The organism is Streptomyces sp. NPDC127177 (assembly GCF_042672475.1).
Lineage (GTDB): Bacteria > Actinomycetota > Actinomycetes > Streptomycetales > Streptomycetaceae > Streptomyces.
This window is the reverse complement of sequence record NZ_JBHXUW010000027.1, coordinates 1-14,443: the sequence shown is the minus strand read 5'-3', so window position 1 is coordinate 14,443 and position 14,443 is coordinate 1. Positions and strand designations below refer to the sequence as shown.

15 protein-coding genes and 1 pseudogene are annotated in these 14,443 nt (G+C 65.7%); 7 read left to right on the top strand and 9 right to left on the bottom strand.

What is annotated here, in order from left to right:
- Nucleotides 1-23 precede the first annotated feature (23 nt).
- Complete coding sequence (locus ACFVJX_RS18280; protein ID WP_384127576.1) at nucleotides 24-794, bottom strand: hypothetical protein; 771 nt, start codon at nucleotides 792-794, stop codon at nucleotides 24-26.
- Nucleotides 795-1,022: 228 nt separating this feature from the next.
- Between ACFVJX_RS18280 and ACFVJX_RS18275 the strand changes: the two genes are divergently transcribed.
- Complete coding sequence (locus tag ACFVJX_RS18275; RefSeq protein WP_384127574.1) at nucleotides 1,023-2,780, top strand: DUF262 domain-containing protein; 1,758 nt, start codon at nucleotides 1,023-1,025, stop codon at nucleotides 2,778-2,780.
- A gap of 397 nt (nucleotides 2,781-3,177) precedes the next feature.
- On the opposite strand, the gene ACFVJX_RS18270 is transcribed toward ACFVJX_RS18275, so the two are convergent.
- From ACFVJX_RS18270 to ACFVJX_RS18250, 5 genes are all read right to left on the bottom strand, one after another.
- Nucleotides 3,178-3,933, bottom strand: coding sequence for an XRE family transcriptional regulator (locus tag ACFVJX_RS18270; protein ID WP_384127572.1), 756 nt, complete (start codon nucleotides 3,931-3,933; stop codon nucleotides 3,178-3,180).
- Nucleotides 3,934-4,841: 908 nt separating this feature from the next.
- Nucleotides 4,842-5,942 (bottom strand): CU044_5270 family protein, encoded by a 1,101-nt coding sequence (locus ACFVJX_RS18265; protein ID WP_384127571.1) that lies wholly within the window; start codon nucleotides 5,940-5,942, stop codon nucleotides 4,842-4,844.
- Entirely contained in the window at nucleotides 5,939-6,607 is a 669-nt protein-coding gene (locus ACFVJX_RS18260) for an RNA polymerase sigma factor (protein WP_384127569.1), read from the bottom strand. Before ACFVJX_RS18260 ends, ACFVJX_RS18265 begins: the two co-directional genes overlap by 4 nt.
- A gap of 105 nt (nucleotides 6,608-6,712) precedes the next feature.
- Nucleotides 6,713-7,198 carry a DUF4267 domain-containing protein gene (locus tag ACFVJX_RS18255; protein WP_384127567.1) on the bottom strand — a complete coding sequence of 162 codons (486 nt, stop codon included), beginning with the start codon at nucleotides 7,196-7,198 and terminating at the stop codon, nucleotides 6,713-6,715.
- A gap of 245 nt (nucleotides 7,199-7,443) precedes the next feature.
- On the bottom strand, nucleotides 7,444-7,890 hold the full coding sequence (locus ACFVJX_RS18250; RefSeq protein WP_384127565.1) for an anthrone oxygenase family protein: 447 nt from the start codon (nucleotides 7,888-7,890) through the stop codon (nucleotides 7,444-7,446).
- Nucleotides 7,891-7,978: 88 nt separating this feature from the next.
- Between ACFVJX_RS18250 and ACFVJX_RS18245 the strand changes: the two genes are divergently transcribed.
- Nucleotides 7,979-8,557 (top strand): TetR/AcrR family transcriptional regulator, encoded by a 579-nt coding sequence (locus ACFVJX_RS18245; RefSeq protein WP_384127563.1) that lies wholly within the window; start codon nucleotides 7,979-7,981, stop codon nucleotides 8,555-8,557.
- Nucleotides 8,558-8,673: 116 nt separating this feature from the next.
- On the opposite strand, the gene ACFVJX_RS18240 is transcribed toward ACFVJX_RS18245, so the two are convergent.
- Nucleotides 8,674-8,907 (bottom strand): hypothetical protein, encoded by a 234-nt coding sequence (locus ACFVJX_RS18240; protein ID WP_384127561.1) that lies wholly within the window; start codon nucleotides 8,905-8,907, stop codon nucleotides 8,674-8,676.
- Between the two features lie 453 nt (nucleotides 8,908-9,360).
- Between ACFVJX_RS18240 and ACFVJX_RS18235 the strand changes: the two genes are divergently transcribed.
- A complete protein-coding gene (locus ACFVJX_RS18235) occupies nucleotides 9,361-9,897 on the top strand; it encodes a DinB family protein (protein ID WP_384127559.1) in 537 nt (178 codons plus the stop codon).
- A gap of 323 nt (nucleotides 9,898-10,220) precedes the next feature.
- On the opposite strand, the gene ACFVJX_RS18230 is transcribed toward ACFVJX_RS18235, so the two are convergent.
- Complete coding sequence (locus ACFVJX_RS18230; RefSeq protein ID WP_384127557.1) at nucleotides 10,221-10,439, bottom strand: hypothetical protein; 219 nt, start codon at nucleotides 10,437-10,439, stop codon at nucleotides 10,221-10,223.
- Between the two features lie 7 nt (nucleotides 10,440-10,446).
- Here ACFVJX_RS18230 and ACFVJX_RS18225 point away from each other — a divergent pair, with 7 nt between their 5' ends.
- The 3 genes from ACFVJX_RS18225 to ACFVJX_RS18215 all read left to right on the top strand — a co-directional run bounded on the left by ACFVJX_RS18225 (nucleotide 10,447) and on the right by ACFVJX_RS18215 (nucleotide 12,717).
- A complete protein-coding gene (locus ACFVJX_RS18225; protein WP_384127555.1) occupies nucleotides 10,447-10,938 on the top strand; it encodes a hypothetical protein in 492 nt (163 codons plus the stop codon).
- A 334-nt stretch (nucleotides 10,939-11,272) separates the two neighbouring features.
- Nucleotides 11,273-11,851, top strand: coding sequence for a carboxymuconolactone decarboxylase family protein (locus ACFVJX_RS18220; RefSeq protein WP_384127553.1), 579 nt, complete (start codon nucleotides 11,273-11,275; stop codon nucleotides 11,849-11,851).
- Nucleotides 11,848-12,717, top strand: a complete 870-nt coding sequence (locus ACFVJX_RS18215; RefSeq protein ID WP_384127551.1) for an RNA polymerase sigma-70 factor — start codon at nucleotides 11,848-11,850, stop codon at nucleotides 12,715-12,717. Before ACFVJX_RS18220 ends, ACFVJX_RS18215 begins: the two co-directional genes overlap by 4 nt.
- A gap of 126 nt (nucleotides 12,718-12,843) precedes the next feature.
- Here ACFVJX_RS18215 and ACFVJX_RS18210 read toward each other — a convergent pair whose 3' ends face one another.
- Nucleotides 12,844-13,233, bottom strand: a complete 390-nt coding sequence (locus ACFVJX_RS18210; protein ID WP_384127549.1) for a winged helix-turn-helix transcriptional regulator — start codon at nucleotides 13,231-13,233, stop codon at nucleotides 12,844-12,846.
- Nucleotides 13,234-13,339: 106 nt separating this feature from the next.
- Between ACFVJX_RS18210 and ACFVJX_RS18205 the strand changes: the two are divergent.
- A pseudogene (locus ACFVJX_RS18205) lies at nucleotides 13,340-14,276 on the top strand (NADP-dependent oxidoreductase).
- Nucleotides 14,277-14,443: the final 167 nt, after the last annotated feature.

Sequence of the window (14,443 nt, the reverse complement as noted above, 5' to 3'; positions counted from 1 at the left end):
CCCGGATGCCCCCACCCATACTTTCAGTCCTGAATGTCCTGCACGACCGTGGCGATCTCTCCCACCAGAGCACTACCGACTTCGATCGACTCTCGCACAACCGGAACACCCGCATTAAATACGGCACACAAGGCAATCAAGGAAAGAAAGGCACGCTTCCACTTTCCCGCCGTTTCCGGATTCCGGTTCCTGACAACCGTGCTTGCCTGCGCAAGCGAACCAATCACGCGGCTCGCTTCCCCCGAGATCCTCGCCTCACCAAATAGGTCAACGTGCTCAATAAGCCACACAACATGCCTCAGTTGCGAAATCAGTTGGCCCTTCACAGACTCACTGAGGTCCGCATCATCCAAACCTAGAATGAGCTCCACCCATTCTTGACACTGCTGCGATATTCCACTCAAGTCAGCTCCTACCGGAGCACCCTCGGAGCCCGCAAGATTGCCCGAAATGATGTCGGCAGCAGACTCAAGATGATCAAGTAGGTCGATACCTACGATTTGGATTGAGGCGCGTCCATTGTCAGCCCAATTAACCTTGGGTTGAATCACAGCACTCCACCACGCCGGCACGTACCTCATAAATCGATCACGAGATCGCTCCGGAAGAACCTGCAGTTGCTGAACCGTAAGCGACAACAGATTCACCACCTCTGCATGCCTTTTACTAAACTCCGCAGATTCCCAGTCCGCCCCAAGCGCCGCCACCCAGCCTTCGGCGTATTGCCCCTGTCCTGAATCACGAACTCGGGTCAATATGGCGTGCAGATGATGTGGGGCTGTGTTCTGGATCATAGGAATCCACCGTTGTCCGTTCGCGTCAGGAGAGGGCTGGGGCCCAAGCCAATCCAAAACCTAGCATCTGGGCTCTACCACCGAAGCACTTCTCCGCAAAATGGGATGTCTGTACACGAATCCAGACGGTCACACCTGGCCGCCCACCCGCGGATTGGCCCCTCTGTCGACGCACCTCCGCATCAAAGCTATCGTCGGGCGAAGGCGTTGGCTCATGAGGGGGCATTCATGGCAATCATCAAGCAAGCAGCTCGGCAGACTCTCGGACAACTCATCGGGGCAAACAATCCCGCCGTAACCGTTCCCGATGACAGCCAGAGGCAGTACGCGTGGACGAAAAAGGAGGTGGACATCTATTGGTCAGATATCAAAAAGTTCAAAGCAGCTCGGGATAGCGGAAAAGACTCCGCCTCAGAGTACTTCATCGGACCAATCGTAACGATTACTGACAAAAAAGTCAGCACAAGATCGCTCCTCGATGGACAGCAACGCCTAACGACCTCCACGATTCTTATCGCTGCGATTCGCGACGCACTGTGGAATATGGGTTCAGTGGAGGGCCCCTCAACTGCGAATAACTTGCATCGCGACTATATCGCCCGAAAAGCCGGGCGCCGCGAGCCAATGGAATATTTTCTGGTTCTTTCGCTGTTCGACCGGGACTTTTTTCGCGACTACATCCAAGACTGGAACGAGTCGACAGGAAGGTGCGCGGGGATCGAGCGAGCCACTCGGCCATCACATAAATTGATCAGCGAAGCCTACACTAACTTTGCGAGCAAAATCTCAGCAGAGCTCTCTTCCTGTTCTGATGAAGAAGAGAAACTCGACTGGCTCGATGGCCTTCGAGAATGCCTAATAAATGGCCTAGTGTTCGTGGAGATTCAGACTCCGACCTCCAGCGATGCCAACGAGGTTTTCGAGACCATTAATTCACGCGGAAAAGATCTCTCTACTGTTGATCTCGTACGCAATTTCTTGATGGAGAAGAGCAATAGTGACATCGAGAAGCAGCGGGTAAATGATGCATGGCGGGTAATCCTGGACGGCTTCGAGAAGCGCGAAGAGATCGAAAGATTTTTGCGTCATTTTTGGGTATCCCGACACGGAGACGTGAAATCTCACAGCCTATATTCGACCATTAGGCAGAATCTGAGCCACCATTTTAATAGGATCCCCCAAATATACGGGGTGGGATCTTTCGCCGCTGAACTTGAATCCGCCTCCAATCGCTACATAGACCTCATTAATTGCAACACAGGGGACGTCGATTTCGACGTTTCACTGTCTGAAATCAGAAGCCTCAACGCAGACGCCCTCTACCCACTACTGCTCGCCGCATCAGAAAAAACGAGTTACACGCAATTGCAGGACCTGATTGACGCCTCGATAAGCTACTACGTTCGCTGGACTGTCGTGGGTCGTCGCGAATCCACCCTCCTCGAAGAGAATATTTTTGGCGTAGCCAAAGGCCTAACCGCTGGCACGCAGATAAGTTCCGCCACTCGTCAAATATGCGACTGGATTCCAGATGATGAAGCTTTCCATGCCGACTTCATGGAAGCTTCCACCCCGAAATCCTCGCAATCAAGGTACCTGCTCGGAAAGATTGAAGCGTCTTTGCGAAGTGCTGCCGGCGTCGACGAAGTAGTCGTTGCCAATTCATCTATAGTGCACGTAGAGCACATCTACCCTCAGAAACCCAGTGCGGAATGGCGAATCGACGAACACGACACTTGGGTAAATCGAATCGGAAATTTGACCCTCCTGAACGGAAGAAAAAACCAGCCAATATCGAACCTTCCCTATTCTCAAAAATCCTCCATATACGATGAATCCGTCCTGCTCGTAACGGCGGAAACAGGGACGTCTCGAATTTGGAGCCCCGAAATGGATTGGTGGCGAGTCGAAGGGATCACCGAGAGGCAAAGGGATCTAGCGGACCTCGCATTGCCTATTTGGCCTAGTGGAAAACATTGGACTTAGGCAACGCATCGATTTTGAGCGCGTTGGGCAAATCTTGAACTGGTCGTGTCCTGTGACGTGGTGTAAGCGATCACTTCGCTGTGTCGGGCACGACGTTGGGACTGTCCGGATCGCCCCAGTCCGCGCCATCGCTAAGGCGGCGGAGCTAAGGGCTGTCCCGTAATCCCTAGCGGACGCAGGACGCCAGGGATTACGGGACAGCCCTTAGGAAGTTGAGAGTGAAGTGGACGCGATGGGCGCTGCTTCGGGCGCGAGCGCGCGTACAGATCACTCTCAACTCTGTGCTGCCACCCGACACTCAAACGACAAAGTTGGACCCGGACATGCCGCCGGGCGACCGCTGGCGAGGTGGTGGACGGTTAGCCGCGAAATTAGGCAGGCCGCGCACCAACCGGCTTCAGGCAGACACTGGGACCCCACGACTCCATAGCTCCTCCGCATGTTCGGAGAACCGGTCAAACATCCCGCCATCCCCCTGTCGTCGAAGGTGGAGCAACGGTGAATCGTGCCCGACAAGCCGCGCAAGGTGCGGAGTGACCATCGCCTGCTGGTCGAAGCGGAAGACCGACAGAGACACGTGATTGGCAGCGTCCTCATGGCTGCTAAAACGGGCCTCCACGCCGCTGACAGCTCCCAGACGACCCAAGTGCTCGAGGGTGATCCGGACGCGTGTGGAGACGCTCAGGGCGACGTCTTCGACTATCTCGCGCTGGCGGGTTACCGCACCGTCCGGATCACCCAGCAGGAACCGGACGCGGCAACCAGTGTCGATTTTTCTGCGAAGGGTCTCAACGAAGGCAGGCTGCTCAAGCCAGAGGAAGTAGTTCGTGTATCCGGCCAGGTAGATCTGCTCCGTAGCCCCTTCGACCAAATCACCCCACACGGTCGAAGGACACGCGGATCGGTAAGGATAGGACTGAACAAGCTCCCGGTCATGGCCCGATTTCACCCGCTCCTGCACAGCCTTCGGCCAGATCATCTGTTCATCCACCTTCAGTGCCTGACAGGCGTCAGTACGGTTCCTTGCGTGGGGTACCAACTCGGCGTCAGCCAGCCATCGTTCTACAGTCTTCGGCGCTACTCCGATGCGAGCAGCAAGCCTGCGCGGCGAGAACCGCGCATCCGACATAGCCGATCGTAGTGCGGCGTTCAAGACTTCTCCCTGCGACGTTTGGGCCTTCTTGGACCGTAGCGACAGTGCGCCCAACTGTCGCTGCACTTCGCAGAGATACGTCCCATAGGGGCGATCACCCTTGCCACCATGAAGACCCCAACGTCGGCAATCGCCCAAACCTTCGACCTCGCCATCCCACCCGCACCACCTGCACCGACCCGCGACTGCAGCATCTGCACCGACCTGGCCGAGCAACGTCGAGCTGCCAGAAGCACGGGCGACTACTCGCGCGCTACCGACGCTTCCGTAGGGATCCGCAGGCACCCTCACGCGCCCCGAGGGGTCCAGTGACCGCCCTCGGCCTCCCCCAGTGGCGAGACAACTACGCTGCCGCCCTGGTGGCAAGTGAAGGGCTAAGGACAGCGCTCGCAAGGATGGGCATCCCAGAACACAACTACCGCAGCATCCGACCGGCGATGACCTCAACGGGTAGACCGTACGTCTACCTCGGAATCCTGAACGCAGGAGCCGTCGAGGCAATCACCACGGTGCTGCTGCGTGAACTTGCCGGACCGGGTCTCCGCGAGGAACGAGACGCTGATGCAGTTGCCGAGCCGACTCGGCCATCCGCCTGACCGTCCGGTAGTTTCAAGAGGACAAGTCGTTGCGTTCGGATGGACGGAAGTCGCTGCCCGACGTTGTACCAGGTGTGATCTCGGTTGCCGTCAAGGGCGAAAGGGGATTCGCCCTCCGCCATGTCCCCTGTGCGAGGGAGCCCATCTCTCCGTACGTACTGTGGGAGCGTCGTGCCTGCCGTGGTCGGTCATGGCCCTCCTCGGCTGGAACCCACCGCGATGACCTTCCGTGGCCGCTCGGCTTGCCCCACGAGGGTGGCGAGCGGCCGGTGCCGGGGCGCGTAGAGGCGCCCCGGCAGCTTCCTGACGGGGTCAGGTCGTCGTCGACTTCTTCGGCTTCTTCCCGGTCGAGGGCCTTTCGCGGAGGGCATCGACAACCGCACGCTCCAGGACCGCCGACTTGCTGAGCAGGCTGCCCTTCTTGCCCATGTCGGTGTCCTTGAAGAGATAGGTCCGGGCCCCCTGGTACTCCAGGGTGGTCGAGTCGAAGATCCAGGCGGCGCGCCAACCGGTCCGGGCGTCGTCCCGGGCCACGCCGATCCCGTGCCGACCTGCCGCGTCCACCGCGTCGGAGTCCACGCTCACACCGGGGATCTTCGCCGCAGCCTTGTAGAGCGCGGCCGCGGTCTTCGGCGGCATCACCGTCTCCATCAGCAGCTCACCGATGGCGTCGAAGGCGTCCTGGGCCTGGTCACGCTCCCCGGCAGGGGTGTCGCGCGCGTCCTGGTCCCGGGTGATCTCGCTGGTGAGCCGCCGGAGCAGGACGTCGGGGTCGGTGGGCAGCTTGGCCAGCCAGGCGTACGTCGGCCGGTTGAGGCCCTCCGGATAGCCGACAGGGGTCTCACCGTCCGGGACCCCGACGGTGATCGGGTAGTACCTGCCGTCCTGGTGGATCAGGCCCTCATCGACCACCGGCCCCGGCTGCTGCGACATCCAGACCTCGCGCTCCCCGGGTTTGCCCAGCTTCGCCGGGCCGCCGTATTCGCCCTCGTTCCCGGCCTGCAGTGTCCTGACGTACACGAACTGGTCGCCGGTGACCGTCTGTTCGTCGCTCTTCTCGGCGACCGAGGCGATCCGGTCGAGCAGCACGGCGGCGCCACGCGGGGCCGCGGCCTCGGTGGCCGTGCTCGCGGCGGACGGTGCCGGAGTGCTGTCCTGGCCGGTCGCCGCGAGCGTGGTCAGCAGCACCCCGCCCAGGGCCAGCCCGGCGGCGGGCAACAGGACGGCGGGGCGCAGGAGGCGGGGGCGCGGGCGGGCGGTTGCGCGGTCGCCGTCCTGGTCGATCAGATGCATCAGGGTGTCCTTGTGGTGGAGATGACGGCCCGGGGGCAGGTCCCGTTCGGCCGGGGCCGGCAACAGCCGGGCCAGTTCCTCGTGTTCGGCCTGCTCGGGGCCGGAGGTTCGGTCGTTCATCGGGCTTCCTCCTGGATGGGCAGGGCCACGAACGCGGCCCTGCTCTCTACCTCTCCGCGGCGGGGGCGGGGTTCCGTCCCGGACCTGACCGTCTCCTCTGGTCGCGCTTCGGGCCCGGACCCGGCCGGTGTGCGGCGCAGCTGCTCGTCGGTGAGCCGTCGCAGCCGGTTACGGGCGCGGGACAGCCGCGACCGTACGGTGCCCACCGGGACGCCCAGGGCCTCGGCGGCCTCGGCATAGTCCAGCCCGGACCAGACGCAGAGGGCCAGCACCTCGCGTTCCTGCCGGCGGAGTCCCGTCATCGCCTGTCGGACCGCGTCGAGCCGTCGTGTGTCGTCGATGCGTCCGGCCGTGGCGTCCGCGATGTCCGCCACCGGTTCCGGGTCGGGGCGGCGGGCCAGGAAGGCCAGGCGCCGCCCGGTACCTCGGTTTGCGTTGCGTGCCTTGTTCGTGGCGATGCCGAGCAGCCATGGCCGCAGCGAGTCGCCCTCCGGCTCGACGGCCCGACGGGTGCGCCAGGCGGCCAGGAAGGTCTCGGAGAGAACCTCCTCGGCCGTCGACCAGTTGCCCGTCAGCCGGTAGGCGTGGTTGTAGACCGCCCGCGCGTACTCCTCGTAGAGCGCGGCGAACGCCTCGCGGTCACCCGCCCTGATTCGTGCACGCATGCGCTCCCGATCTCCCTGTTCAGTACACCTCACACCCCGTACCTCTCCGGCCGGACCGGGGGGTTCCCGTGACCCGCGCCACATCACGGGATCGTCCGCAGGACGCTAGGCGGGCTGCGGGGCGGACGTTTCCGGGCCGGACGGTCCCGAGGCGGCTGTTTCCGAGGCGGCTGTTTCCGGGGCTGCTGTTTCCGGGGCGGCCGCGACGTTGCGGGTCTCGCGCATGATCAGCAAGCCGTTGACCACCATCAGCGTCGCGGTCAGGCCGTGGACGCCGAGCGCGGTGGCCACGGAGCCGTGGTGGGCCAGCACGTTGGTCATGTCGCCGTACGCGGCGAGTGCTTCCACCAGCAGCACCCAGCCCAGCGCCCGGCGGTGACCCGTCACCAGCAGGATGCCCAGAACCAGGGCCAGGACGACGTCGCGGATGCCCTTGATGACCAGGAAGCCCTCGCCGTCGCCGGACGGCCAGGTCGGCAGGCCGAAGCCCGGAGCCGTCGTCTCCGGGCTCACGATGTACTCCGTCCCGAACCAGAGGATGAAGAGGATGAAGGCGGCGGCCAGGACTGTGTTGATCTTCCTCAATGACATTGTTCTTCTCCATGCGAGTCTTCGTCGGCTTGTGGGCCGCGTGGGCCTTGCCGATTCGTTTGGGGCCCGATCAGGCCGCGTGGACGCGGCCGGTCGAGGGACGCGGCTTGCCGGGATCGCAGTCGTGGGATCCGGGCGGCAGCCGCATTCCCGGGCGTCGGGAGCTCGGTGGCCCGACGTCGCCCGGGGAGCTAGGACCGTGGGACGCCGGCGCGGGGTCGGCCCCGCGGGGTCGGCCCGCGGGCTCAGACGAGGGCGGCTACGAGCAAGGTGAAGGCGGCGATGATGACGGCGACGCGGACGTAGTGGAAGCGTTCCCAACGGCGCAACTGCTGCTTCCAGTCGGCGGGCCGGTTCTCAGGGGTCCACGTCTTGTTCAGGTTGTTGATCGGGACGAGCAGCAGGATCGACATGACCACGCTGAGCATCAGCAGCACGCCGGCGGTGACGGTGAGCCCGTTGCCGCGGTGGTGCCATCCGGCGATGGCCCAGAGCACGACGAGGACGAGCGAGCCGATGTACCAGAACGGCATCACGGCGCCGAGCATCCGTCCCCCGTGGGCATGGCCGAGTTGACCGCTGTCTTCGGGGAGTGCGTTGAGGATCCGGTTCACGACGAAGAGGACGGAGAACTCCACCCCCACCATCACGCCGACGATCACGGTGGTGACTACCTCGAGTGCGTTGAACATGATGCCCCCCGACATCTAGCGCTGACAGGTGATGAGGCAACGCTAGTACTACTTTCGCTCGATTGTCTAGCGGTGCTAGGATCGATGCATGTCGGTAAAGGAACGCAAGGAGCGCGAACGGGCGGAGCGCGAGCGCCTCATCGTGTCGACAGCCCGCGAACTCGCCGAGCAGCAGGGCTGGGACGCGGTCACCACCCGTCGGCTCGCCGAGCGCATCGAATACAGCCAGCCCGTCCTCTACAGCCACTTCCGCGGCAAGCGCGAGATCATCGGCGCCGTCGCCCTGGAGGGCGCCGCCGAGCTGGCCGCGGAGGTGCGTGCCGCGGCCTCCGGAGCGAACGGGCCGCGTGAGCGGGTCGCCGCCCTCGCCCGCGCGTACCTCCACTTCGCCGAGCACAACCCGGCCGTCTACGACGCCTTGTTCCAGCTCGACGGTGGCCTGGCGTACGCACAGGAGGACACCCCCGAGCCGCTGAAGGACGCCTTCGCCGCGCTGCTCGAAAGCCTCACCGATGCCGCCGGCGACGGCGTCCACCCGGCGCTGTTCACCGAGGTGTTCTGGGCATCCCTGCACGGCCTCGCGACCCTGACGCGAGCGGGCCGCCTGCTGCCCGAGGACGCCGGGGTGAGGGTGGAACTGCTGGTGGACCGGCTCGCCGTGGTCTGACACACCGTTCCGGCGTGCACGCGGTCGGGACCCTCAGGCCCGGCCGCCGCCCGCCCGACCGCCGCTCGCCTCCAGGCCTGCCCGCCTGCCCGCGGCAACGCTGCGGGTCAAGACACCTAGTAGCCGCCGTCGTCCGCGCGCTCGTCCTCAGGGGTACGTCGTATGCGCCACGCGGCGAAAGCGGCCCCGAGGACCCCGCCCACGAGAGCAGCCACCCCTCCCCCCACGTCGCTGTGCGAGAGACCCGCGACGAGCAGGCCGGCCAAGGTGGCTCCGACCAGCAGGTACATGACGACGATGAACCCCGCAGCAAGGCGCCTGTCCCGCAGCGGTGGTATGCCCCCGCTCACCTGCTCGCCCTCCTGGCGATGCCTGCGCTGCTCGCAGCATCAGTCCCCTGGCGTACAGGGGCAGGCCCGGCGGGAACGTTCATGTGCGTGAAGTGCGAGGTACGGCGGCGGCATCCGTGCATGAGGTCCTCGATTCATCCCAGGAGGTTCTCCTGCGTGTCGTATGTCCCTGAGCGGCCGCGCCAACCGGAAACGAAGGCACCTGGGGCGCATCGGTTGACCTACTGGCAGCCCCGCCGCACCCAGGCAACCCAGGCACAGGAATAGGCCCCGGCACGGCATAGGTCCCGCCTCGCCGAGGTCGAGGCGGGACCAAGCGATGAGTTCCGGCAGGAAGAAGGGTCTCCTTGGGGGACGTGCTCACGGAGTGCCAGTGGTGGTGGCGCCGCCCGGCCCCGACTCGGGGCACGTACGCACTCGACCGAGCCTGATGCCCCGTAAGGAGATGCCAACGTGAGCGACATCGTGGTCCAGAAGATCGTCCGGCCTGAGCGTGCACTGTCGGGCTCATGGCTGGAGGTGATCGCGTCGAATCTCGACTACCACCGCGCGACCTTCCTGTGGAAGTGCGAGGGTCTCTCGGACGCACAACTGCGGCTGCGTCCCGTGCAGTCATCGGCGTTGACGCTGCTGGGGCTCATGCGCCATCTACAGGGTGTTGAACGTGCCTGGTTCCAGGGGGCGTTGGCCGGTACGGCACCTGACTTCTTCTCCTATCGGACCTACGTCACGGCCGACGGTGGCGAGTGGTACGACGAGTCGGACGCCACACCGGCCGAGGGCGTCTACGAGGACTACCTCAAGGCATGCGAGGAGTCACGGCAGGTATTCGAAACGGTGACCGCCGACCTCTCGCGCCGCGTGCCGAACCCGGAATTCGGCGACACCGATGTGCGGTTCATCCTGGAGCACGTGATCGAGGAGTACGCCCGCCACGTCGGCCATGCCGATCTGCTCCGCGAGGCCATCGACGGCGTCACCGGCGAGTAGTCGATCGCAGCGCGTCCACGGACAGGCTCGGCCACCTCCGTATCCCAACGGCTTGAGTAGCCGAAACCACAGCCGAGCCAAAGCCAAAGCCAAATCACCAGCATTGGCACCGGCACCAGTTGTCATGAAAGACCGAGACAACCCACACACGATCCTCACATTAGTCATAAGATCTCCCCTGATCTGATCTGACCCCTGAGGTGGCGCACACCCAGGTGTCGAGAACAAGAACCAGGGGGTGGCATGTCTCTTCGGTATGCGCTGAGGTCTGCAAGGTCCAGCGGCGTCCAGGGCGCGAAGTACAGAGGGAGGGGCCGCAGGGGCTACGGGGGGCTGTTGGTCGGGCTCGTCGCCCTCTCCGTCAGCCTCTCGGCGTGCTCCGACGGGGACCAGACCACATCTTCGGCTTCGGCGAGCACATCGGCTTCGGCCTCCGTCACGGCCTCGGAGACACCGTCCGCCACGGCCTCGGCATCCCCGGCCGTCATCGCCGCCTCCTCGGCATCCCCCTCCGCGAGCCCCTCGAAGAAGCCGGTCGTCAAGGAGACGGTGAGCAGCTACACCGGCTGGAACCTCCAGAAGGCCGTGGCCGACGCGCGCAGTCACCACGTCAAGACGGTCTCGTACGCGGACGCGAGCGAGCTGGGGCGTTCCGTGGTGCACACCTACAACTGGAAGGTGTGCTCGCAGAGGCCGTCCGCCGGCACCTACAGCACCAGCACCGAACTCGCGCTCAAAATAGTCGAGGCCGACGAGTCATGCGCGAACCCGCCGCGCGCCTCGTCCGGCAGTACGTCAAGTACGTCCGGCGGTGGCGGATCGTCCTCGGCCGGCAGCTCCGGCTCCACCTCGGGTGGGAGTACGTCGACCGGTGGCAGCTCCACCAAGACGAAGGTGTGCAGTATCCGGTCCAACGCCGGCAACTGCTACCGCGCAGGGCAGTTCTGCCGCAACGCCGACGTGGGCGCGACGACCACGGACGCGGCCGGGCGTGCGATCACGTGCGGCTTCAAGTCGAACGCGAACCGGTGGCACTACTGACCCTCCGGCCACGCGACCGGCACGATCGGCTCCGCGCCACCGGCTCGGAGCCGCCCTCTCGAACCGAAGCGTCCTGTCCCCGGAACCACGGGGGCAGGGCGCTTTTGCATGGGCGCCCCTGCGGAGCCGGACCAGCCGGGTCGCAGGCGACGTACGAGCTGCACGGGACCTGCACCCTGCGACCCCGCGACCCGCGCCCGCGACCAGCGACCAGCGACCAGCAAGACGTACGGGCCGGCCGTGCCCGGACACCTGCGGAAAGTGTCACGTTCGCGGGCCCGCCGGTGTCTTCATGCCGAACAGCCAGGCGCACGAACCCACTGAGGAGAAGACGATGGCACTCCGCATTCCGAAGGCCGAGCTCAGCACCGAGATGAGCGAGAGCATGATCAGGCAGCTCGGTGCCGTCGCCGAGCCCGTCGAGGTGGTGTGGCACAACCCCGAAGTCGCCACCGCCAACCTGGAGTTCTCGGCCAGGCTGGCCGAGTGGGACGCGGCCGACGCGAGCCTCAAGTCGTTCGCGCACATGGCCGTCGCCTCCCAGGTCGGCTGCGGCTGGTGCCTCGACGTCGGCTACTTCCAGGCTCAGAACCAGAAGCTGGACCTGTCCAAGGCGAGCCAGGTGCCCCGCTGGCGGGAATCGGAGGTGTTCACGCCGTTGGAGCGGGACGTCCTGGGGTACGCCGAAGCCATGACGAACACGCCGCCGACCGTCACGGACGAGCTGTACGCGGGCCTGCTGGACCGGCTCGGTGCTGCGGCGATGGTCGAGCTCACCGCGTACATCGCCTTCGTGAACATGGCGACCAGGAACAACAACGCGAACGGCGTCTCGTCCCAGGGGTTCTCCGACGCCTGTGAGATCCCCCTGGCCGCGCGCCCCCAGGACTCCGGCGTGGCATCGACATCATGACGGCCGAGGACCCGTTCGTCGCCCATCGCGGTCTGCTGTTCACCGTCGCGTACGAGATGCTCGGGTCGGCGGCCGACGCGGAGGACGTGCTCCAGGAGTCCTGGCTGCGGTGGGCCGATGTCGACCGGTCGCAGGTGCGCGAGCCGCGGGCGTACCTCGTCAGAACCGTCACCAGGCAGGCTCTCAACCGTCTGCGGTCCCTGTCGCGCAGCCGGGAGGACTACGTGGGCGAGTGGCTCCCGGAACCGCTGCTGACCAGCCCCGACGTCGCCGAGGACGTCGAACTCGCCGAGAGCGTCTCGATCGCGATGCTGACCGTCCTCGAAACGCTCGGACCGACCGAGCGGGCGGTGTTCGTGCTCCGCGAGGTCTTCGAGATGCCGTACGGGGAGATCGCCGAGGCCATCGGGAAGTCCGCGGCCACGGTGCGCCAGATCGCGCGCCGGGCCCGCGAGCACGTGGCGACCCGGCGGCCGCGCGTACAGGTGGGCCGGGCGGAGCAGCAGGCCGTGGTGGAGCGTTTCCTGCTCGCGCTGCGCACGGGGCAGTTGCAGGAGCTGCTGAAGGTGATGGCGCCGGACGTGGTCATGGTCGCCGATGGCGGCGGGGTCGTGGCAGCCGCGCCCGCTCCGGTCCACGGGGCGGATGTGGTGGCACGGGTGCTCGCGGGCGCGAACCGGAAGGTGGCCACGCTGGAGACGGCGACCGTCTGGCTCAATGGCGCACCTGCGGGCCGGATCGAGTTCGACGGAGATCCCGCCGCGGTGAGCCTCGTGGTGGAGGACGGAAGGATCACCCGGATCTACGTGGTACGGAACCCGCGGAAGCTGACACGCCTCGATGAAGTCGTCGAAATCGCCAGGTGAGAACGCATTCGGTGCGGTGACGGGAGTGTTCCGGGGAAGCGAGGAGAGGGCCCGTCCGCTGGGCGGGAGGGGGATCGTCCCGGTGCGGGCAGCCGTGGCGGTGGGGACTCGCCGGAGCGGGCCTCGTCACACCCCGGGCTTCGCGTCGTACGCGGACCGGGCCGCCAGGACCTCGTCCATGTTCTGTTCCGCCCATGCCTTGATCGTCCGCATCACCGGGACCAGGCTCTCGCCGAGGGGTGTCAGGTCGTAGTCCACGCGGACCGGGACCGACGGGGTGACGGTCCGTGTGACGAGGCCGTCGCGTTCGAGGGCGCGCAGGCTCTGCGTGAGCATCTTCTGACTGACACTCACGAGGGTCCGGGACAGATCCGTGTAGCGCTGCGGTCCGTCGGCGAGTGCGTTGATGATCAGGCTGACCCACTTGTCGCTGATCCGGTCCAGCAGATGCCTTGCGGGGCACTGGGCGAGGTAGGCGTCGTAGGCGGCGCGGGCCTCCGGTCGCGTGGTCGTCATGGCTCACCTTCCCGTGCGGTAGGCACCTTGAAGTGCCCTCTTCCTTATGGAGAGTAGCTCTCCATAAGGTCGTGAACATCAGCGAACCGAACGGAAGGTGCCGGGCATGCGCGCGGTCGTGGTGCGAGCGGTGGGCGGGCCGGACGCCCTGGAAGTGGTGGACGTTCCGGTGCCGGTGCCCGGCACCGGACAGGTGCGCATACGTGTCGAGGCAGCCGCCGTGAACCCCGTCGATCTCGCGACCCGCTCGGGGGATCTCGTCTCCGCCGGGCTGATGGCACCCCGGGAAGTCATCGGTGTGGGGTGGGACGTCGCCGGCCGGGTCGACGAAGTCGGAGCGGGTGCGGGAGAGTTCGCGCCGGGTGACCGAGTGATCGGGGGTGCGGGACAGGCTGGATCTCCCGCTGGGCACCTACGCCGAGTTCGTCGTGCTGGACTCCGCCGCGGTCGTCGCCGCCCCCTCCCATCTCACCGCCGTCGAGGCCGCGACCCTGCCGCTCAACGGGCTCACCGCCCTCCAGGCCCTGGACCTGCTCGCCCCGGAGCCGGATACGACGCTCCTGGTGACGGGAGCGGCCGGGGCCGTCGGCGGATACGCGGTGGAACTGGCCGCCCTGCGCGGGGTGCGGGTGGTTGCATGTGCCGCGGAGGCGGACGAGGCGTTCGTCCGAACGGCGGGCGCGCGGTGGTTCGTTCCACGGTCGGCCGATCTCCCCGAGGCCGTCCGCGCAGTGGTTCCCGGCGGCGTGGACGCCGCCCTGGACGCAGCCGTTACGGGGTTGCCGGCGCTGGGGGCCGTACGCAACCGAGGCGCCCTCGTCTCCGTCGTCGGCGGCACCGCGCCCGTCCCGCTGCGGGGAATCAGGGTGTACGAACAGTGGGTGGCCGCGGACAGCGCAGCCCTCACCCGGCTCGCCGCCCTCGCCGACGCCGGCCGGCTGACCCTGCGCGTCGCGGACACCATGCCCCTGCACGAGGCGGCGCGGGCCCACCGCCGGCTGGCCGAGGGCGGACTGCGCGGACGGCTGGTCCTCGTTCCCTGACCACCGTCCGGGGGTCGGACCAACCCTGCTCGATGCCTTGACGTGTCCCTGACTGAATGGGTTCATAGGAGCGCGGCGGGCAAGGGGGGGGGCCCATGGGTCGGCGGCCCAAGGCCCGTGTGCGGTTTAAAGTTTGACCCCCCCCCGGGGGCCCCCAGTAAAAAACC

What these genes read in the sequence shown, in the direction of transcription:
- ACFVJX_RS18280 (WP_384127576.1), bottom strand. Translation starts at nt 794, where the DNA reads ATGATCCAGAACACAGCCCCACATCATCTGCACGCCATATTGACCCGA.
- ACFVJX_RS18275 (WP_384127574.1), top strand. Translation starts at nt 1,023, where the DNA reads ATGGCAATCATCAAGCAAGCAGCTCGGCAGACTCTCGGACAACTCATC.
- ACFVJX_RS18265 (WP_384127571.1), bottom strand. Translation starts at nt 5,942, where the DNA reads ATGAACGACCGAACCTCCGGCCCCGAGCAGGCCGAACACGAGGAACTG.
- ACFVJX_RS18260 (WP_384127569.1), bottom strand. Translation starts at nt 6,607, where the DNA reads ATGCGTGCACGAATCAGGGCGGGTGACCGCGAGGCGTTCGCCGCGCTC.
- ACFVJX_RS18255 (WP_384127567.1), bottom strand. Translation starts at nt 7,198, where the DNA reads ATGTCATTGAGGAAGATCAACACAGTCCTGGCCGCCGCCTTCATCCTC.
- ACFVJX_RS18250 (WP_384127565.1), bottom strand. Translation starts at nt 7,890, where the DNA reads ATGTTCAACGCACTCGAGGTAGTCACCACCGTGATCGTCGGCGTGATG.
- ACFVJX_RS18245 (WP_384127563.1), top strand. Translation starts at nt 7,979, where the DNA reads ATGTCGGTAAAGGAACGCAAGGAGCGCGAACGGGCGGAGCGCGAGCGC.
- ACFVJX_RS18220 (WP_384127553.1), top strand. Translation starts at nt 11,273, where the DNA reads ATGGCACTCCGCATTCCGAAGGCCGAGCTCAGCACCGAGATGAGCGAG.
- ACFVJX_RS18215 (WP_384127551.1), top strand. Translation starts at nt 11,848, where the DNA reads ATGACGGCCGAGGACCCGTTCGTCGCCCATCGCGGTCTGCTGTTCACC.
- ACFVJX_RS18210 (WP_384127549.1), bottom strand. Translation starts at nt 13,233, where the DNA reads ATGACGACCACGCGACCGGAGGCCCGCGCCGCCTACGACGCCTACCTC.